Raw genomic sequence first — 18534 nt, forward strand, 5'->3', positions numbered from 1 at the left:
CTCTAAAAAAAAAGAGTTTAAACATTTTCATTTACAAGCCTTCATTCTATAAATAAAAACACCCATAGCACATTGAAAACAAGGCATTTGTAGTATCTTGTATAGCCTGAACGATGTAGAATGCGAAAACAACTGCTTTACTTATCCATAGCTCTATGTGGAATACTCTCCCATGCGCAGTTGGAATGCCCAACAATGATAAGTCCCCCCAACGGTTCCGTAAACATTAGTTCACCTACAATTATTTCGTGGTCGGAAACCCCTTCGGCATCTGGCTACCTTTTAACTCTGGGAAGCTCCCCTACTTCTGACGATATCCTGAGCAAAACAATATATATGGTGAATTATAGTGAAGAAATCAATTTTCCAAACAATGCTACTATCTATGTTACCATTACTCCTTTCAACGATATGGAAATTGCCAGCGGTTGCCCAAAGTGGTCGTTTAGCACCCCCCAGGAATGTGACTTTTATATAAATTCAAAAAAAGATATATCGGTCTGTTATACCGAAAACGTAGGGACCAATGAAATTTTTGTAGATTTTGCTAGTATTGAACGGGAACTTATAGGTGCGCAGGAAGATCTTTTGTTAACCTATTCTGATTTGATCGGTAATGCCATTGATCTCAACCAACTTTTGCCAAACCCAAACTCCAGCCCATATACTCTTCTGGTTAGAGCTTCGGATGCCAATGGCTGCTTAAAAGAGACTATATTTAGCCTTAGGTTGGTAAGCCCCCCACTTGTTGACCTATTGGATGATGTGGTGGTGTGTGAAAGTTTTGCGCTACCAGTACTTAGTGCGAACAACCGTTATTATACCGGACCCAACGGCACAGGCAGCGAACTCCAAGCTGGCATTAGAGTTGCCAACAGTCAGCTAATATATATTATAAACCAGGTAGGTTCCTGTATGGAACAATCCAGTTTTAGAATTAACATTGACCCTTTAGACTGTGTTGGCCAGGCTAGCGCAATGCAATTCCCAAAATTCTTCACGCCTAATGGAGATGGCATCAATGACTTTTGGCAGCTTAACCGTGCTGAATTAAATATTACGGAAAGGTCACCTGTATTAATTTATGACCGGTATGGAAAATTAGTACGTATGTTGGAATTTGACAGCCAGGGCTGGGACGGCAGCTATGATGGCTCACCAATGCCCTCATCGGATTATTGGTTCTTTGTGAATTTGGGCAACAATAAGTCCTTAAGCGGACACTTCAGCTTAAAACGATGAAAATACAGCTATCCATTTCCGCCAGTAATGTAAGGCCTTCATTTCTTTTTCCTAAAAATCCTTTTTTTTAATCGCCAAATTCATTCCTATCTAACGACCAATTTCAGCTTTTATCTTGGCGAAATGCTCGGTCAGCCCTTCAAAATTTCCATCTTGAATAAGTTTTTTATTAAAGAGTGAACTGCCCATTCCTACGCCTACAACACCAGCCTCAAAAAAAGATTTGATATTTTCCAAAGAAACCCCGCCAGTAGGCAAAAGCTTAATATCGTTAAGTGGAGCCGCAATGTCCCTTATAAATTGAACCCCAAGCTGGGAGGCCGGGAATATTTTTACAGCCGATGCCCCTAAACTCCAAGCCTTATATATTTCCGTAGGGGAGTAAGCTCCTGGAAAAATAGGTATCTCTTGGGCTACGGCAGTTTTAATAACGGCCTCATCAATGATCGGGGTCACAATAAACTGGGCTCCGGCAGCAACGGCTATTTCATAATCCTGCAAATTGCAGACCGTACCAGCACCAACATTGAGCTGCTGAAATTCTTTCCGCAGCATGGCTATCATTTGGGCAGCTCCAGGAGTGTTCATGGTTATTTCTATGGTGTGCAGGCCCGCCCGTAGATACGCCTTGGCAATATCCTGAATAACGTCCATGGACACTCCCCTTACAATACCCACAATGGGGGCCCTATTGTAGAGCTCCCATGAAAATGATTCTTTATTTAACATTTGCTTCCAAAATTTTTCGCTGGCCAACCAATAGGGCCGTTTCTATAATTTGTGGGTCAAAACAAACTATTCGGGCTTCCGCCAGAAACGATTTCAAAGCCAATTGGTACAACTCGTTTTGTATACCAGTTACCGCAAGGTATACCGTTTCCCTGCTATCTTTCAAATGGGACAACTCCGCTCCGATCAGCAATCCGGACAGAAAATAATAGTTTTCAGAGCTGGAGGATTTATGTATCAAACTATTTGCCCTAATGGAAAAAAGCGATGACATCTGTTGGTTGTCCACTCCTTTTTTAACACCTTTCAAAAAAGTATCCTTAAATAAAGGGCTCCATGGCACTTCCTCCAGGGAGGCGGACAAAATACTGTGTTTCCCAATAACCTCAAATAATTCTCCGGTCATATAGGTAGTGAAATCCATAAATTGCCCATCATTGAATTGGATATGTTTACTATGCGTTCCTGGCAATAAAAGTATCCCCATTCCCCTCTTGGGCAGGTAATCCGTAAGCCCTATGGCCTGGATTTCCTCCCCACGCATTACATCGCTATTGGTTCTAGCCCCTGAGATTAAAAGGAGGTCCAAATCCCTACCCAAAGGAACCCAATTACTAATCAGATCTTCCCCAGAAAATGCAATGGGCAATTTACAATACTCCAATTCCTGCATGCCTATGGATGAGGACAGCATTCCTGAAGACACCACATAACGCTTTCCAACTTCCTTCAAATCCAACTTCTCCAGCTGTGCCAACAAATAATTCGTAAAAAAGGCTTTCTGGGTTAGTTCCTTTTGCTTTTTGTACAACTCATAGCATTTTTTAATCCCCAAATCGCTCCTACATTCCGAAAGGATCTTTAAAGAATTTGTTTCTACCAAACGGAGTCTAAAATTGGAGGTGCCCCAATCACAACTGATAAACTTTTCGGGTAGCCCCATATTTATTATAATGCTTTAATTACTCTTTATTTAGTCAGATTATGGTAAAGTGCAATAGTTGTACAAGCCTCTTCAACATCGCTGATTTTTATTCCCCTTTAGCGCCTGTAATTATCAAAATGAAATCTGGGATTGTTCCTTAGATGCCACTATTTCCGAAAAATACGTTAATTATTTTCATATTTAAAATATATCTCTAAAGCGAAACAAATATTGGCACAAATTCCAAGCTTGCTTCTTGATGTCTGGATTACACCATTTTAGATTTCACCCACAATAGTTCAAACTCACAAAAAATTGACAGAAGAGTCCCTTTGCCCAAAAATTCATCGATAAAATATGGCGATTGGTATAGGGAATCCCCGTTTCAATCTATTTCATTCAATTCTGGTTGCCCTATGCGGGATATTTGATATGAATTTACATTTGAAAGGTTTAAATCCATGAAAAAATATATCATATTAACAATCCTTTTTATTGCTCAGTTTGTAAAAGGGCAAACAACGATTGATTCTGTCCAGAAAATTTGGACATTGGAAGCGTGCATTAACTACGCTCTGGAGAACAACATAAGTGTAAAACAAGCCGAATTGTCCAAGAACATTACTGAAGCCAGCTATCTGGCAACAAAATCTTTAAGGTTGCCCAATCTAAGTGGCAACGCTTCCCAGAATTTCACAAACGGGAATTCCATAGATCCCATTACAAGCGATTTCGTTTCCCAACAGATCAATTCCACCAGCCTGGGATTGAACTCCCAGCTAACCCTTTTCCAAGGGAACCAGATCAACAATCAGATAAAACAAGGAAAGCTGCTAATAGATCAATATACGCTATATGAGGAAGAGGCCAAGAACAATATAACTTTGAGCATTACAGAAAGTTATATTCAATTACTATATGCCAAAGAGAATATATTGATTGCCGAAAACAACCTTGAGGTATCGCAAAAAGAAGAAGAGAGGGCCAAGGCTAGACTGGATGCCGGATCTATCGCCATAAAGGAGTATACCGATGCCCAATCGCAAACCGCTACAAACCGGTACCTTCTTATAAATACAAAAAACGATTATGCGCTGCAGCTTTTATCTTTAAAACAACAATTGGAACTGCCCCCAAACACTAATTTTGAGATTGCCGATGCAGATGAAATTATCCTGGATATTGTCCCCGACCTAAATGAAGTCTATTCCGAAGCATTGGAAAATCTTCCGGAAATAAATGCAGGCAAGATAAATGTTTCCCTTTCTGAAAAAGACTTGGACATTGCCAAAGGAGGCTACCTGCCCACCCTATCCTTAACTGGAAGTCTGGGTTCTGGCTACACCTCTACGCAAGATTTTAATTTCACCGATCAAATGGACCTGAACTTCAACCAAAGATTGGGACTATCCCTGAACGTACCCATTTTTAACAGAAACAAGACCAAATCTGAGGTGCAAACAGCCAAAATCAATATTGACATGGCCAAATTGGAACTGGCGCAGGGAGAAAAAGACCTCTACAGAAAAATAGAAACAGCCTGGCAAAATGCCATTACCTCCCAGAGTGAAATGGAAGCTGCCGATATCGCAAGAAATGCGGCAAAAGAATCCTTCAGACTGGCACAAAAACAATATGAATTGGGTGCTTTGAGTACAACGGACCTTATCTTAAGCCAGAATACCTATACCAATACGGAACAAAATTATATCCAGGCCAAATATCTAAGCCTTTTATACCACCAATTACTACAATTTTATCAAGGAAACGATATTAAACTTTAATTAATTTAAAATGAAAAATAAAAAAAGTATCATTATAGGCAGCATTGTATTAGTAGTACTAGCCATTGTAACTTATAGCCTTTTAAGTGGTGGTGATGCCATTGTTGTTGAAGCCAAAACAGTACTGGCCAAAAAAGCAAATGTAACTACGATGGTTACTGCAACAGGAACTATGGAACCAATTATACAAGTAGAAGTCGGGACACAAGTTTCTGGAGTTGTGGAAAAAATATACGTAGACTATAATAGCATAGTGACCGAAGGGCAATTGATTGCCGAATTGGACAAAACAAACCTAAGGGCGGCACTTACACAAGCACAGGCAGCTTATGATAATGCGGTGAGCCAAAGGAACTACATGCAGACCATCTACGACCGACAAAAAACACTTTATGACAATCAGGTGATCAGTAAGTCGGATTTTGATGACTCCCAATATAATATTGAAACGGCAAAAGGCACGGTGACCCAACGCTTATCCGACCTTGAAAGGGCAAGAACCAATCTAAGCTATGCCGATATTTATTCGCCCATAGATGGTGTGATACTTTCCAGGGCAATAGACGAAGGCCAAACGGTAGCAGCAAGTTTTAGCACGCCTACATTGTTTACCATAGCACAAGATTTAAAGGAAATGCAGGTAGAAGCTGATGTTGATGAAGCCGATATTGGCCAAGTAAAAGAAGGGCAACGTGTCACTTTTACGGTAGATGCTTATATGGGGGAAATCTTTGAAGGTATCGTTACACAGGTTAGATTAGACCCAACTGTAACTTCAAATGTAGTAACCTACACAGTAGTAATTAAGGCAGACAACCCAGATTTAAAACTGAAACCAGGTTTAACAGCCACAATTTCAATTTATACCTTAGAATTGAAAGATGTTTTAACAGCTGAGGCCAAAGCGGTGAATTTTAAACCAAACGTCCAAACCTTTGCGGAATATAATGAACAACACAATTTACCAAATTCCGACAACCATAATAACAATGACAACACAACCCTTTGGGTGTTAGGAGCCAATGGAGCTATAACTTCAAAAACAGTGGCACTGGGTGCAAGTGATGGGGTAAACGTGCAGATAGTAAGTGGTGTTACTGATGGAGAAAAATTAGTATATAGTTTAAAAGGTGTTAGTAAATCTGAAATTTCAAAAGAAGCAACAAATGAGAGTCCATTTATGCCACAACGACCTGGTGGCAAGAAAAAATAAAAATAACCATGAGTAAAGAAATTATAAAAATTGAAGATTTAACTCGTGAGTTTATTATGGGAGCTGAAACGGTTCGCGCTTTACGAGGTATCTCTTTTACAATTAAAGAAGGCGAATTTGTTACCATTATGGGCTCTAGTGGTTCGGGGAAAAGTACCTTATTGAATATTTTAGGATGTTTAGATCAACCAACTTCTGGAATTTACGAAATTGATGGCGTAAAAATGAAGGATTTAAGTAAGAACCAACTGGCTACTATACGAAACGAAAAAATAGGCTTTATTTTTCAATCTTACAATTTATTGGCAAGAACATCAGCTTTAGAAAATGTAGAATTACCCTTGTTCTATAATAGTAAAGTTTCGTCAGAGGAGCGAAGGGACAGAGCTATAAAAGCAATAGAAATGGTTGGTTTAAGCGACAGAAAGGATCACACACCTTCCCAACTTTCAGGTGGTCAACAGCAACGTGTGGCCATTGCAAGATCATTGGTAAACAGCCCAGTTATGATATTGGCAGATGAGGCTACAGGAAATCTGGACACAAAAACTGCCTACGAAATCATGTCGATTTTTCAAGAGTTAAACAAACAAGGTATAACCATAGTATTTGTAACACACGAACCGGATATTGCCTCATTTAGCAATAGAACCATCGTGTTAAAAGATGGAAACATCATCCAAGATAAAATAAATAATAAGGTACTATCTGCCGCTGAAGAATTAGCAAATTTACCTAAACAAGACGATTAGTTATGAGACTATTAAATCTATTGAAAATCGCATTTAAGGCCATCGTTCTTAACAAAATGAGAACCTTGCTTACCATGTTAGGTATCATCATTGGGGTGGCTTCTGTAATTGCTATGCTAGCTATTGGAGAAGGTTCTAAAGAAAGCATTAGAGAAACCATTTCAAGTATGGGTTCTAACATGATTACTATTAGACCAGGAGCTGATGATAGAGGTCCAGCAAGAGGAAGTGGTGGTAATGTACAAACATTAACGCTTCAAGATTATGAAGTCATAAAAGCAAAAAGTGAATTGTTAAGTTACATTACCCCAGTTGTAAATGGTGGTGGCCAGGTTATTAATGGTTCTAACAACTGGCCAAGTACAATTTATGGCGTCAATCCAGATTATCTTAATATTAAAGTTGTCGGTTTACAAAGCGGCAGTATGTTTACCGATGCCGAAGTATCATCAGCTTCTAAAGTGGTGATCATTGGACAAACGGTGGTAGATAACGTATTTCCTGATGGTCAAGATCCCGTTGGGCAAATGGTTCGTTTCAATAATATTCCATTTAAGGTCATAGGAGTATTGGAAGAAAAAGGCGAAAACACCTTTGGTCAGGATCAAGATGATGTTGTTATTGCGCCTTACACAACAGTACAAAAACGTATTTTGGCTATCGATTATTTAAATCAAATCATGGCTTCTGCTATTAGTGAAGATGATGCTCCTGAAGCAGTAACCCAAGTAACAGAAATTTTACGTTCACAACATAAATTATTGGATAATGTAGATGATGATTTTCATGTACGCTCTATGGAAGAGTTAATCTCAACTTTTAGTTCAACTAGTGAGATGTTAACCATCCTTTTGGTAGCAGTAGCAAGTATTTCCTTGTTAATCGGTGGTATTGGTATTATGAATATTATGTATGTTTCTGTAAAAGAACGTACTAAAGAAATAGGTTTGCGTATGGCCGTAGGAGGTAAAGGTTCTGATATTCTAATGCAATTTTTAATTGAAGCTATTTTAATAAGCATCACAGGAGGTGTCTTAGGTGTAATCCTGGGGCTTGGATCTACGGTATTTATCGAAAAATTCTTACATTGGCCCACCAACGTTGCATTATACTCCATCATAATTTCCTTCGCTGTTTGTGCTGTAACAGGTATCTTTTTTGGATGGTATCCTGCAAAAAAAGCTTCTGCTTTAGACCCAATTACGGCATTGCGTTATGAATAAGAACAAAGTAGATGATACTGAATAAAAAAAAGAATTTAATCCCTTTACTCCACCTTTTAACATGGGTGATATTAATTGGTCTGCCCTATTTGCTTTCGTTGGGCCAAGATCAGGAACAAATCTTTAATCGGACCCTGATACACTCATGGATTCCCCTGTGCTTTTATGCCATTATTTTTTACTTCAATTATCTTTATCTTATTGATAGATTTCTTTTTAGGAATAAAACTTTAGCGTTCATATTGATCAACTTCGGCTTAATTGCCTTTTTCGTTTTGACCAACCATGAAATTAAAGGACTACTAATGGACCAACTTATCCCTAATCGCACCAACGACAAAGGGCCTCCAAAAAATCTATTTTACTATGTGGACATGATAGCATCCATGGTGCCCATTGTCTTTTCCGTTGCCCTAAAAACCACTGAACGCTGGTACAAATCCGAGAACGAACGCAAAGAGGCACAGACCATTAATCTACAAGCAGAGATACAGCACTTAAAATATCAATTGCAGCCACATTTCTTCTTTAATTCCCTTAACAACATTTATGCCTTAGTAGATAGTTCCCCTGAAACCGCAAAAAAAACCATCCACAGTTTGGGCAAATTAATGCGGTATCTGTTGTACGATACGGAAACCGAGAAGGTTGCTTTACAAAAGGAAATTGATTTTATGACGCAGTATATCGAACTTATGAAACTTAGGTTTTCCAATAAGATCACTATATCGTATTCCTTTCCCACAGTTCCACAAAATATTAAAGTAGTACCGCTATTATTTATTACCTTGGTAGAGAACGCTTTTAAACATGGTATTCCTGCCAGTAGTGAGGCCTCATTGTCATTTAAAATGGAAATAACGGATACCTTTCTGGTCTTTACAGCAAAAAACCAAAACCTGCCCAAAAGCGATTCGGATAAAAGCGGTTCTGGCATTGGGTTGGAAAACCTTAGAAAAAGACTGCAATTGTTATATCCGGATAGCCATAGTTTTGTTTATCAAGTTAAGGACGAAATCTTTACCGCTGTGCTAACACTTGAAATCTAGATTAAATGAATTCGAATAAATTAAGCTGTATTGTTGTAGACGATGAACCCATGGCATTGCAGCTGATAGAGGGATACGTTCAAAAAACTCCCTTCCTAGAACTCAAAAGTAAATGTGATAGTGCCATAGAGGCTTTAAGATTTCTGGAAAACGAGGAAGTTGACCTACTTTTTTTGGACATTCAAATGCCGGATCTCACTGGGATTGGATTATCCAAACTAATCCCCAAAAGTACCCGTGTCATCTTTACAACAGCGTTTAGTGAGTATGCCCTGGAAGGTTACAAGGTTGAAGCTTTGGACTATTTATTAAAACCCTTCGACTACGAGGAATTTTTGATCGCGGCAACAAAGGCCAAGGATTGGTTTGCCTTGGTAAAGGGTAGCGGCAAGGAAGCCACCTCTACCGACAAAAAGTTCCTGTTCGTAAAATCCGAATACAAGCAACTAAAGATAAATCTGGATGAAGTCCTATATTTTGAAGGTTTGAAAGACTATATCAAAATTTGGCTTAAAGGCCAGCCTAAGGCCATCCTAACCTTAATGAATCTGAAAAGCTTGGAAGAGGAACTTCCAAAAGATAAATTTATGCGCGTACACCGCTCTTTTATAGTTTCCTTACAAGCAATAGATGTGATAGAACGTAGTCAGATCATAATCGGAAACCAACGCATCACGGTTTCGGAAAATTATAAGCCTGCTTTTTTGGATTACATTACCAATAACAGCTTGGATTGATTTTCTTTTTTACTATAAAATATTTACTGTTGTAAACCCATTTTGAAGACACCAGTGAATAACATTTAACTCCAGCGTAGGCCCTAGACCCATTGAAGGAACCAAACTTAGGGTGAAAGTATAAAACATAAATCCCGCCAAAAAAGCGGGGTTTGTTCTATTATTGCATTTCTATGCGGCGTTTAAACTTCATTGTGACCCGCTAGTAGTTAAGGTGAGTTCGATGGAATATTAATTATTAATGGGTTGTTTAGGGTAATTTGGTCCGGTCGAGCGCTTCCCGATGGTTATCGGGAGAGGCCTCATTTTAAAAGAAAATTTGTCCAAAACCTCTCGACTGCGCTCGAGGAGACAGAAGCTTCTTAGACTTAATTAGCTCATAATAAGTATTGTATATTTCCTTTTAAACCGAAATCGGCATATTTTTAAACTTCTTTGTGACCCAGTATTAGTCGGTTTTTCGCTTCTTAAACCACAAGTCCTCCAAGCTTAAATTCAGCGTAAGTACATGGTAATTTTCCTTGACGAGTATATTTTCTATTAATCCTGTGGATCCATAGGAATAGGATAAATTAAGCATGGAATTATTACCACGTCCAATTGGCAAACCAATACCTGCGGTAAAATTATAGCCATCTATTTTTTCGTCGTTAATAGACAAATACCCCGTGTCGTAGTTGAAACCAGTTCTATAACGAATACGCTGGTTAAATTTATAACTGGCAGTATTTCTTACAAATTCCAATCCAACAGCATAGATATCCTGATCAACGTATGTCCCTATATTCTCGGTCTGCCCTGTATCACTCCAATAGTTCTTTTTATAATCGGCATTTAGGGTAAAGGATTTTAGAAAGTTTGTGCTAAGTCCCACTCCCAGCTCCAATGGCATATTAAAATCGGCGACAGTATCACTTTCATCCTCTTCCACTTCTATTTCAACCCCGTCAAGACTTTTGATTACAGAGCGTCTTACATTACCCTTTAGACTGGTTGGAAGTTGCACCGTACTTCCAATAGTGATTTTATTTGTGAGATCATATTGCAATCCTAGACCAACACGGGCGCCGCTGTAATTGGTATTCTCCGTGGAGACAAGGGCACTACTGTAAACCTGAAAGGATTCTTCCTCCTCAATTTTCCCAAATAATATAGAGAAACTGGCTCCAAACCTCAAATTATCAGTAATTCCATATCCTAGATTGAACTTAAGATCGCTCATTCCTCCAAGACCGTTTACATTACTTTCAAAGGATTCTTCAGATCCCTCAATATTGGTTTTTACCCCTACCAGAGTATAACCAACATCGGTATATGGAACTAGGGCTATTCCCGCCCCTAGTTTGTCCACTATCCTGAAGGCAAGGGCCAAATTTGAAAAATTGAACGTAGTTTTTGCCTCATCGTTTATCCTATTGCTATAACTGTTATGCTTTCCCCTTATCCCGACATCATAAAAAAATGAATTTTGGCGTGTCAAGGCAAAATTGGCAGGATTTAAATTATTTATTTCTGTGTCCGATTTCAATGCAATCCCGGAATACCCCATCCCATTGGTCCGCCCAATACTGGTCTGATTTATTACACCGAGACCATATAGGGAATAAGGTGAACTTGTGAGCCCTTCGGATTGGCCCAAAACAGGAATTGCAGATAAAAGTGTTAGAAATAGGGCACAGAATGGTAATTTATTCATCTTCATCATATATTGCATAGGTAAGTTCCAATTTTACACCTTGGTCAGTGCCCTCTGTTCCCATTAATACAAAACGGTCTACAGTGCTGTTGTAATTCTCTGGCAAAAGAATAAATGCATAATCCGCATCCCTTTCTGTTGACAATATTCCTTCTATATAGGTAGTTAGGGGTATTTCATAATAAATATCATTGAATTCTTGACCATCGCGGTTTAAAGTGGCCTGTACCGCTGCACCATCCGTTCCCGACAATTGATCTGTTAAATCGTTGTTTTGATCTACTATATAAAGCGCTAGGTTGTCCCTTAGAGCCAGTTCATCACTATAAGACCCCAAAACTGGTTTAATTTTAAGAACAGCATTCAACAAGGTACCCTGTCCCTGAATATCGAAAAGTGTTTTTAGATTCGAAAATTCTATTTTGGTCGTGTATCCAATACCGGATTGTACAAAACTTTGGTTATCCGATTCGGAACTATTGAGAACAACTTCCTTATCTGTTAGAGTCTTTAAATATTCGTTGGTTTCAACTACAGACATCTGGTTGAAGAATGGAATTGGACTGCTGGTCGTATTTATTGCAAAATCTGTGGTATACTGTATACGGCTATCCTCTCCGGAAATACTATAATACATCCGCATTACACTAGTAGCAAAATTAAAACCTACTATAGACCCATCGTCGTCTTCGCCAGGTTGAAATGTAACCCCATGAAAGTAATCCTTAAATTCCTCTGTGTTTGTAATATCCTTTTGTTGTAACTGATCAAAAAGACCAAGTCCTAAAGTGTCGCTCAATTTTATAAATATAGAATCGGTTTCCAAGGGTCTTGGGGTATAGGTTATGGAACCTAAATCTTCCTCTAAAAATGCTACCTTACTGGTATTGTAGAAATTGCTCCCATCTGCCGGATATAATACTTCACTTAACTCCTTAATATGGATGGTATTACTTTTTAGGGTGTCATTGTAGTAGTAATTGTCATATTTCAGAAAGAAGCCGATACTGTCGTATTCCGCGTCGGTATCGATATAATAACTGCTGGGCAACAATTCCACATAACTCGAACTTTTAACGGCCCCAAAAACGGGGTCCAAGTATTTACCTATCAGCATTCGAGTGGCTTGTGAAGTAACAAGACTATCAAACTTCATAGTGTAGGTCCCCACGTTCATGGTATCTATTTGCACCACCCGTATATTACTGTTGGTAAATGTTCCGCCGGCCACAAAATCGGAATCATTGATGGTATCATTGCTACACGAATCCATTAATATAAGCAAGGCTATAAGTCCAAGGAGTTTTCTCATTCGTTCATTATTTGATGCCAAAAGTATATGCGTTTCCCTAGCTCGGAAACCTCAATAGACCAATCCACTAACTTATAAGACCAAATAGGGGATTTCAACTATTAAATAGGGTCTACGATTGGTAGATAAAATAGCCGTTTTCATATGTTAAATAGGTGACTTTATCTATTTAAGTTTCAAACACCATGTTCGCCATCTAGTTTTGAAAAAAAATTAACTAATGAAATACATTTATAACATGAAGGGAAGGGTAAACCACATTAAAATGTTAACGATGGCCAGCGTAACACTTTGCTTAATGGCTAGTTGCTCTAATGACGATGAAGATGAGGATTTGGGAAACTGGATAGACCAATCTGTATTTGATGGGAGTCCACGTAGTGGCAGCGCCTACTTCACTATTGGAAATATAGGATACAGTGGTGTAGGTTATGATGGGGATGATTATCTAACCTCCTTTTGGTCCTATGATATGGATGGTGATTATTGGTCCCAAAAAGCAGACTTCCCGGGAACGGCAAGGAATGCAGCTGTAGGTTTTACAATAAATGACAAGGGATATATAGGTTCCGGTTATGATGGCTTGGACGAATTGGCGGATTTTTATTCTTACGACCCAACCACCAATACTTGGACAACCATTGCAACGTTCCCATCTACCCCAAGGAGAAGTGCCGTGGCCTTTGGAATAAACGGCTATGGTTATTTCGGTACCGGCTTTGACGGCGACAACGACAGGAAAGATTTTTGGAAATACGATCCCTCTACCGATAGCTGGCACGAACTGGTTGGCTTTGGTGGTGACAAAAGAAGGGCTGCGATTACCTTTACCATAGGGGATTATGTATATATGGGAACCGGTGTATCCAATGGTATTTATTTGGATGACTTTTGGGCTTTTGATTCGGCTACAGAAAGTTGGACCCAGAAATTGGATCTAGACGAAGAAGATGATTACTCCATTGTTCGAAGCAATGCCGTAGGCTTTACCTTAAACGATTATGGATATATAGCCACTGGAACTTATGGGGGCACCTTACAATCTATTTGGGAATATGACCCTAGTACCGATACTTGGGAATCCAAAACAGATTTTGAGAGAACATCCAGACAGGATGCGGTGGTATTCTCCAATAACGCAAAGGCATTTATAGGCCTAGGCCGCACAGGAAGTCTGTATTTGGATGATTTGGAGCAATTTTTCCCTTATGACGAGTACGACGACGAAGATTAGTGATTTTGATTATGTTTACTTATTGATTAGCAAAAAGAGCTAGGCTGTTTGGCATAGCTCTTTTAAAATTATAAATAAATGAAAAGAATTCTAGTAGCATATGTTTTTATAGCGGTCGCAACGGGTTTTTTGTTTTTGAGGTTCACAGATTACTCCTTTAGCACCACAAAAAGTAAAATCCCGCTGCAATCCGAAATATTCCCGGTAGGCGATGGCTACGGATATCAAATTGACCTAGAGGACAGAGTCCTTATAAAACAGGAGTATATTCCTATTTTAGAAGGAAAAAGGCCGTTTTCAACCACCGAGGATGCAGAACGTACCGCCAATAAGGTTATCAGTAAATTATTAAAAAAAGAAAGCCCTATATTAACAATTTCCGAACTAAAAGAATTACAGATTCCAGAATTTAACCTTTACTAAAAAAGTGCATGGTACTTGATAAGAAAAATATTCCGCAATGGCTTGTTCACGCACTATTATGGTTTATGCTATACGGCTTGCTGTCTTATCCTTTTTTGACTGGTTCCAGGTCCCTACCCTATAGTCTATTGGCAAAATTACTCTTGGCCATGGCACTCTTCTACCTCAATTATTATTACCTGGTACCAAAATTATTGCTCAAAGACCGTATGTGGTACTATATTGTACTTTCGGTTTTACTGCTTTTGGCAGTAGGCTTTTATACAAATATTGTTTTCCCTCCATCTCCTCCCGATGAGCTTCCCCGTAGGGCCGTACGTATGCGACAACACGGCGATGGTGGTCCAGGGGCATTCCGCTTTTTTTTAATGACCACCGTAATCTTTGCCGTGCCCTATATTTTCAGCACCATGCTAAAGGTCTATACGGAATGGCAGAAAAACGAGGACCTTCGGAAATTAGTGGAAAAAGAAAAAATACAGTCGGAACTTCAATTTTTAAAGACCCAATTAAATCCACATTTTCTTTTTAATTCCTTAAATACCATCTATTCGCTTTCGGTAAAACAATCCCCGGATACCTCCGAAGCGGTCATCAATTTATCTGAACTTATGCGGTACATGCTGTACGAGGCGGACAGAAAATTGGTGCCCTTGGGCAAAGAGCTGGAATACATAAAAAGTTACGTGGCATTGCAACGGCTACGACTATCCAATGGCGAGGATGTTTCGCTAAAAATTTCGGGCGAGGAAAGGGGAAAATTTGTCCCTCCACTTTTATTTATCTCCTTTATTGAAAACGCATTTAAATATGGTACCGATTACAATGGAAAAACCTTTGTGAAAATAAACCTTTCTGTAAATCATGAGTCAATACATCTGCAGGTGATCAACATTATAGGAACTTTTAAGGCAAAAACAAAAAGTAGTGGAGTGGGTCTTGAAAACGTAAAAAATAGATTGAACTATTTGTACCCACATTCCCATGTTTTGCTGATTAATGACGACGGAAAGACCTATGAGGTAAATTTAACTTTAAATTTAAAAAACTATGAATTGCATAATCATTGATGATGAGCCCTTGGCTATAGATGTTTTGGCAGACTATTGCAAAAAAATAGACTTTACCGAGGTAGTAGGGACTTTTACCAACCCTTTGGATGCCATTACGGTTATAAAGGAAAAAAAAGTTGATGTAATTTTTTGCGACATTGAAATGCCCCAAATAAGTGGTCTGGAATTTATAAACGCTTTGGAAAACAGGCCATTATTCGTTTTTACTACGGCCTATACCCAATATGCCGTGGAAGGCTTTGAACTTAATGCAGTTGATTACTTGGTTAAGCCTATTCCCTACCATAGATTTATAAAGGCCATCTCACGGACCAAAGAAATTTTAGCTCAAAAAGTAAAACCTACGGAGGCCAATATATTTCCTTCCTTTGGGGGAAACAACGAGAACCAAAAATTTATTTTCGTAAAATCCGAACACGAGAATATCAAAATCAACTTGGATGATATAGAATACATTCAAGGACTTAAAGATTATTTAAAAATTCATATTGCCGGCACCAACAAGACTATCTTGACACTTTTAAGCTTTAAGGATCTTTTGGAAAAACTGCCGCATTACCAGTTTATAAGAGTGCATAAATCTTTCGTGGTCAATGTTAATGTAATTAGGTCCATACAAAGGAATCGAATTGTAATCAACGATACCCGTATTCCCATCGGAGAAAGTCACAAGACGCAATTCTTTGCATTTTTGGGATTGTGATAGGACTGTATTCTCAAGGTAATATTCTCCGGTCGAGTTTGCCCAGTCGGCAGAAACAGTAACTTTAATTAATTTATAATCAGTTCTTTAAATTTCAACTTTCTAGTTAAACGAATTAATGACCGGCTCAGGCCCCATTTCCATTTCCAAGACCCCGCCTTCCGTAATTTCCTGATGAGTAATCCAAAACCTTTTCAAGGGCTTACCATTTAGGGCCATTGTTTGTATATAGATATTTTCTTTTGAGTTATTATTGGCCACAATTCTAAATTTCTTTCCAGTATAATAATCTTGGTCCAGCTGAATTTCAATTTCATTGAAAACGGGGCTGGTTATCTGGTATTTGTTATCTCCCGGGCTAATAGGATGAATCCCAATTGAAGCCAAGACGTACCAGGCCGACATTTGTCCAACATCCTCATTGCCACAAAGGCCGTAGGCATCTGTGCCATAGGCATCGTTGCATATTTTTCGTGTCCATTTTTGGGTCAGGTGGGGTACTCCGGCAGTGTTGAGCATAAATGGCACGTGGTGCACAGGTTCATTGGGATGGTTGTAATAATCGTTCCATAAAAAATCCTCAGGTGTATTCTCAAAGAAGGATATCAGCTCATTCCTATAGCCTTCTTCTCCTCCCATAAGTGTTTTTAATCCTTCTATATCATGGGGAACAAACCAACCTTGCTGAAAAGGATTGCTCTCTATACAACCTTGACCATGAACCGTTTTGCCCTTCCATTCCAACCAGTTTCCAACGCTATCCTTAGCCCTGAACCAGTTTACCTCATCATTCCATATATTACTGTAATTCTTACTTTTTTCAAGGTATTCCCGAGCTATTTCAGTTTTCCCCAAAGAATTGGCCATAGTGCCCAAGGCCCAATCCGAATAGGCATACTCCAAGGTTTTGGAGATATTGCCTTGGGAATATCCCAACTCCCCATTTCCGGTATTATCAACCGTATTTTTGGAATAGGTGAAAGCCTTTTCAATGTCGTAATAGCGAATCCCCTTTTCGTAGGCGTCCACTATGACCGAAACAGCAGGATTACCCAACATACATCCCGAATAGGAATTGAGCATTTCCCAACGTGGTAAATATTCCCTGCCACTAAACTCCGCCATCTGCAGCAATGAATTAATTTCGTCATTCACCAAATTAGGATTAATAATTGTCTGTAAAGGAAATTGGGAACGGAACACATCCCAGCCGCTAAAAATTGTTCTATAGGTAAAATCGGAGGTTTGATGCACTTTTTTATCGGCACCAATGTAATTCCCGTTTACATCCGAAAACGTTCTAGGATCTATCATGGTATGGTAAAGCGCGGTATAAAAGATGGTTTTCTCCTCTTCGCTACCTCCGGAAACCGTAACATTCTTGATAGCTTCATTCCAACTTTCCCGAGCCTGTTCCTGAACTTTATCAAAATCCCAGTGATCTATATCGTGTTCCAGGTTTTCCTTGGCGCCCTCTACGTTAACAAAGGAAATACCAGTCTTTACCAAAACCTGCTCTCCTTCCTTTGTACTGAAGTTGGCGTAAAACCCTAGATGCTTGCCTTGCATCTCATCTTTAAATGGAAATATTTCAGCATTCTCTACGGCCAGTTGGTAGTCTTCCTGTTCAATAAATCGCATTTTCCTGGGTACATCCGGAATATTGGCACTCCAGATGCCATAATCCTTTAACGGCTTACTAAACTGACAATAGAAGTACACTACATAATCGGCATTGCCATCTCCTCCGCCCCAGCCACCACCTTCAGGCGGACATTTCATCCACCCTTCAATGGTATTCTCGTTGACCACTTTTATATACTGTTCGGTTGAAGTACCGCCCACTCTACGTGATAAATCGATTTGTATCCTGGAACTATCTTTTTCAGGATAGGTAAACCGAATAATTCCTGCTCTAGGTGCGGCAGTAAGTTCTGCCCTAATTTTATGATCATCTAGGGTTACCGCATAATATCCGGCCTTGGTCACCTCCGTATCATGAGAGTAACGGGACCGATATCCTCCCTCGGGATTTTCCGGAACCCCTCTGTTGGTCTGTAGTTTTCCTGTGGTTGGGGTAACCAAAAAATTACCAAGGTCTCCAAACCAGCCCACCCCGCTCATATGGGTAAAACTAAACCCTTCCAAAGTCTTATGCTCATAGGAATAGCCCGATCCATTATCACCTCCCGTAAAGGTATCCGCACTCAACTGTACCAATCCAAAAGGGGTTGCGGCCCCGGGAAATGTCTTGCCAAATCCGTGGGCATCCTTAGTTTTTTCGCCGTAGGTAATCGCACCAATAATGGGATCTATATAGTCTACTGGCTCCGGTCCTGAGGATAGACTTTCCTTGGAGGGAGAACAAGAAAACACTGATAACGCTATAAGGGTAATACCAATATTTTTCAGTACCAGTTTTATTTTTTCCTTTTTCAT

General features: G+C 39.3%; 16 protein-coding genes. 11 read left to right on the forward strand and 5 right to left on the reverse strand.

What is annotated here, in order from left to right; genetic code table 11:
- Positions 1 to 120 precede the first annotated feature (120 nt).
- Entirely contained in the window at positions 121 to 1242 is a 1122-nt protein-coding gene (locus LV92_RS11800; RefSeq protein ID WP_111623849.1) for a T9SS type B sorting domain-containing protein, read from the forward strand.
- 90 nt (positions 1243 to 1332) lie between these two features.
- On the opposite strand, the gene LV92_RS11805 is transcribed toward LV92_RS11800, so the two are convergent.
- Complete coding sequence (locus LV92_RS11805) at positions 1333 to 1971, reverse strand: bifunctional 4-hydroxy-2-oxoglutarate aldolase/2-dehydro-3-deoxy-phosphogluconate aldolase (RefSeq protein ID WP_111623850.1); 639 nt, start codon at positions 1969 to 1971, stop codon at positions 1333 to 1335.
- Positions 1961 to 2914 carry a 2-dehydro-3-deoxygalactonokinase gene (locus LV92_RS11810; RefSeq protein ID WP_111623851.1) on the reverse strand — a complete coding sequence of 318 codons (954 nt, stop codon included), beginning with the start codon at positions 2912 to 2914 and terminating at the stop codon, positions 1961 to 1963. The genes LV92_RS11805 and LV92_RS11810 overlap by 11 nt, the downstream gene beginning before the upstream one ends.
- Before the next feature lie 443 nt (positions 2915 to 3357).
- Here LV92_RS11810 and LV92_RS11815 point away from each other — a divergent pair, with 443 nt between their 5' ends.
- The 6 genes from LV92_RS11815 to LV92_RS11840 all read left to right on the forward strand — a co-directional run bounded on the left by LV92_RS11815 (position 3358) and on the right by LV92_RS11840 (position 9654).
- On the forward strand, positions 3358 to 4680 hold the full coding sequence (locus LV92_RS11815; protein ID WP_111623852.1) for a TolC family protein: 1323 nt from the start codon (positions 3358 to 3360) through the stop codon (positions 4678 to 4680).
- Positions 4681 to 4690: 10 nt separating this feature from the next.
- Positions 4691 to 5893 carry an efflux RND transporter periplasmic adaptor subunit gene (locus LV92_RS11820; RefSeq protein ID WP_111623853.1) on the forward strand — a complete coding sequence of 401 codons (1203 nt, stop codon included), beginning with the start codon at positions 4691 to 4693 and terminating at the stop codon, positions 5891 to 5893.
- A gap of 8 nt (positions 5894 to 5901) precedes the next feature.
- Positions 5902 to 6645 (forward strand): ABC transporter ATP-binding protein, encoded by a 744-nt coding sequence (locus tag LV92_RS11825; protein WP_111623854.1) that lies wholly within the window; start codon positions 5902 to 5904, stop codon positions 6643 to 6645.
- A gap of 2 nt (positions 6646 to 6647) precedes the next feature.
- On the forward strand, positions 6648 to 7868 hold the full coding sequence (locus LV92_RS11830; RefSeq protein ID WP_111623855.1) for an ABC transporter permease: 1221 nt from the start codon (positions 6648 to 6650) through the stop codon (positions 7866 to 7868).
- A gap of 305 nt (positions 7869 to 8173) precedes the next feature.
- The gene (locus LV92_RS11835; RefSeq protein ID WP_245946364.1) at positions 8174 to 8917 is read left to right on the forward strand and encodes a sensor histidine kinase; all 744 of its coding nucleotides are present in this window, start codon (positions 8174 to 8176) and stop codon (positions 8915 to 8917) included.
- 5 nt (positions 8918 to 8922) lie between these two features.
- Positions 8923 to 9654, forward strand: a complete 732-nt coding sequence (locus LV92_RS11840; protein ID WP_111623857.1) for a LytR/AlgR family response regulator transcription factor — start codon at positions 8923 to 8925, stop codon at positions 9652 to 9654.
- A 448-nt stretch (positions 9655 to 10102) separates the two neighbouring features.
- Here the strand turns inward: LV92_RS11840 and LV92_RS11845 are convergent, their stop codons facing one another.
- Together LV92_RS11845 and LV92_RS11850 are read right to left on the reverse strand one after the other, a co-directional pair.
- Complete coding sequence (locus LV92_RS11845; protein ID WP_245946365.1) at positions 10103 to 11350, reverse strand: OmpP1/FadL family transporter; 1248 nt, start codon at positions 11348 to 11350, stop codon at positions 10103 to 10105.
- A complete protein-coding gene (locus tag LV92_RS11850) occupies positions 11343 to 12662 on the reverse strand; it encodes a DUF4270 family protein (protein ID WP_111623859.1) in 1320 nt (439 codons plus the stop codon). Before LV92_RS11850 ends, LV92_RS11845 begins: the two co-directional genes overlap by 8 nt.
- Positions 12663 to 12882: 220 nt before the next feature.
- Between LV92_RS11850 and LV92_RS11855 the strand changes: the two genes are divergently transcribed.
- The 4 genes from LV92_RS11855 (at position 12883) to LV92_RS11870 (ending at position 16095) form a co-directional block, all read left to right on the forward strand.
- Positions 12883 to 13896: a Kelch repeat-containing protein gene (locus LV92_RS11855; protein ID WP_245946366.1), complete on the forward strand. Its 1014-nt coding sequence runs from the start codon at positions 12883 to 12885 to the stop codon at positions 13894 to 13896.
- 78 nt (positions 13897 to 13974) lie between these two features.
- Complete coding sequence (locus LV92_RS11860; protein ID WP_111623861.1) at positions 13975 to 14319, forward strand: DUF4907 domain-containing protein; 345 nt, start codon at positions 13975 to 13977, stop codon at positions 14317 to 14319.
- A gap of 8 nt (positions 14320 to 14327) precedes the next feature.
- Positions 14328 to 15389, forward strand: coding sequence for a sensor histidine kinase (locus LV92_RS11865; protein WP_111623862.1), 1062 nt, complete (start codon positions 14328 to 14330; stop codon positions 15387 to 15389).
- Complete coding sequence (locus LV92_RS11870; protein ID WP_111623863.1) at positions 15370 to 16095, forward strand: LytR/AlgR family response regulator transcription factor; 726 nt, start codon at positions 15370 to 15372, stop codon at positions 16093 to 16095. The genes LV92_RS11865 and LV92_RS11870 overlap by 20 nt, the downstream gene beginning before the upstream one ends.
- Positions 16096 to 16197: 102 nt before the next feature.
- On the opposite strand, the gene LV92_RS11875 is transcribed toward LV92_RS11870, so the two are convergent.
- Positions 16198 to 18534 carry a GH92 family glycosyl hydrolase gene (locus tag LV92_RS11875; RefSeq protein WP_111623864.1) on the reverse strand — a complete coding sequence of 779 codons (2337 nt, stop codon included), beginning with the start codon at positions 18532 to 18534 and terminating at the stop codon, positions 16198 to 16200.

The organism is Arenibacter echinorum (genome assembly GCF_003259375.1).
In the GTDB taxonomy this organism is placed as follows: domain Bacteria; phylum Bacteroidota; class Bacteroidia; order Flavobacteriales; family Flavobacteriaceae; genus Arenibacter; species Arenibacter echinorum.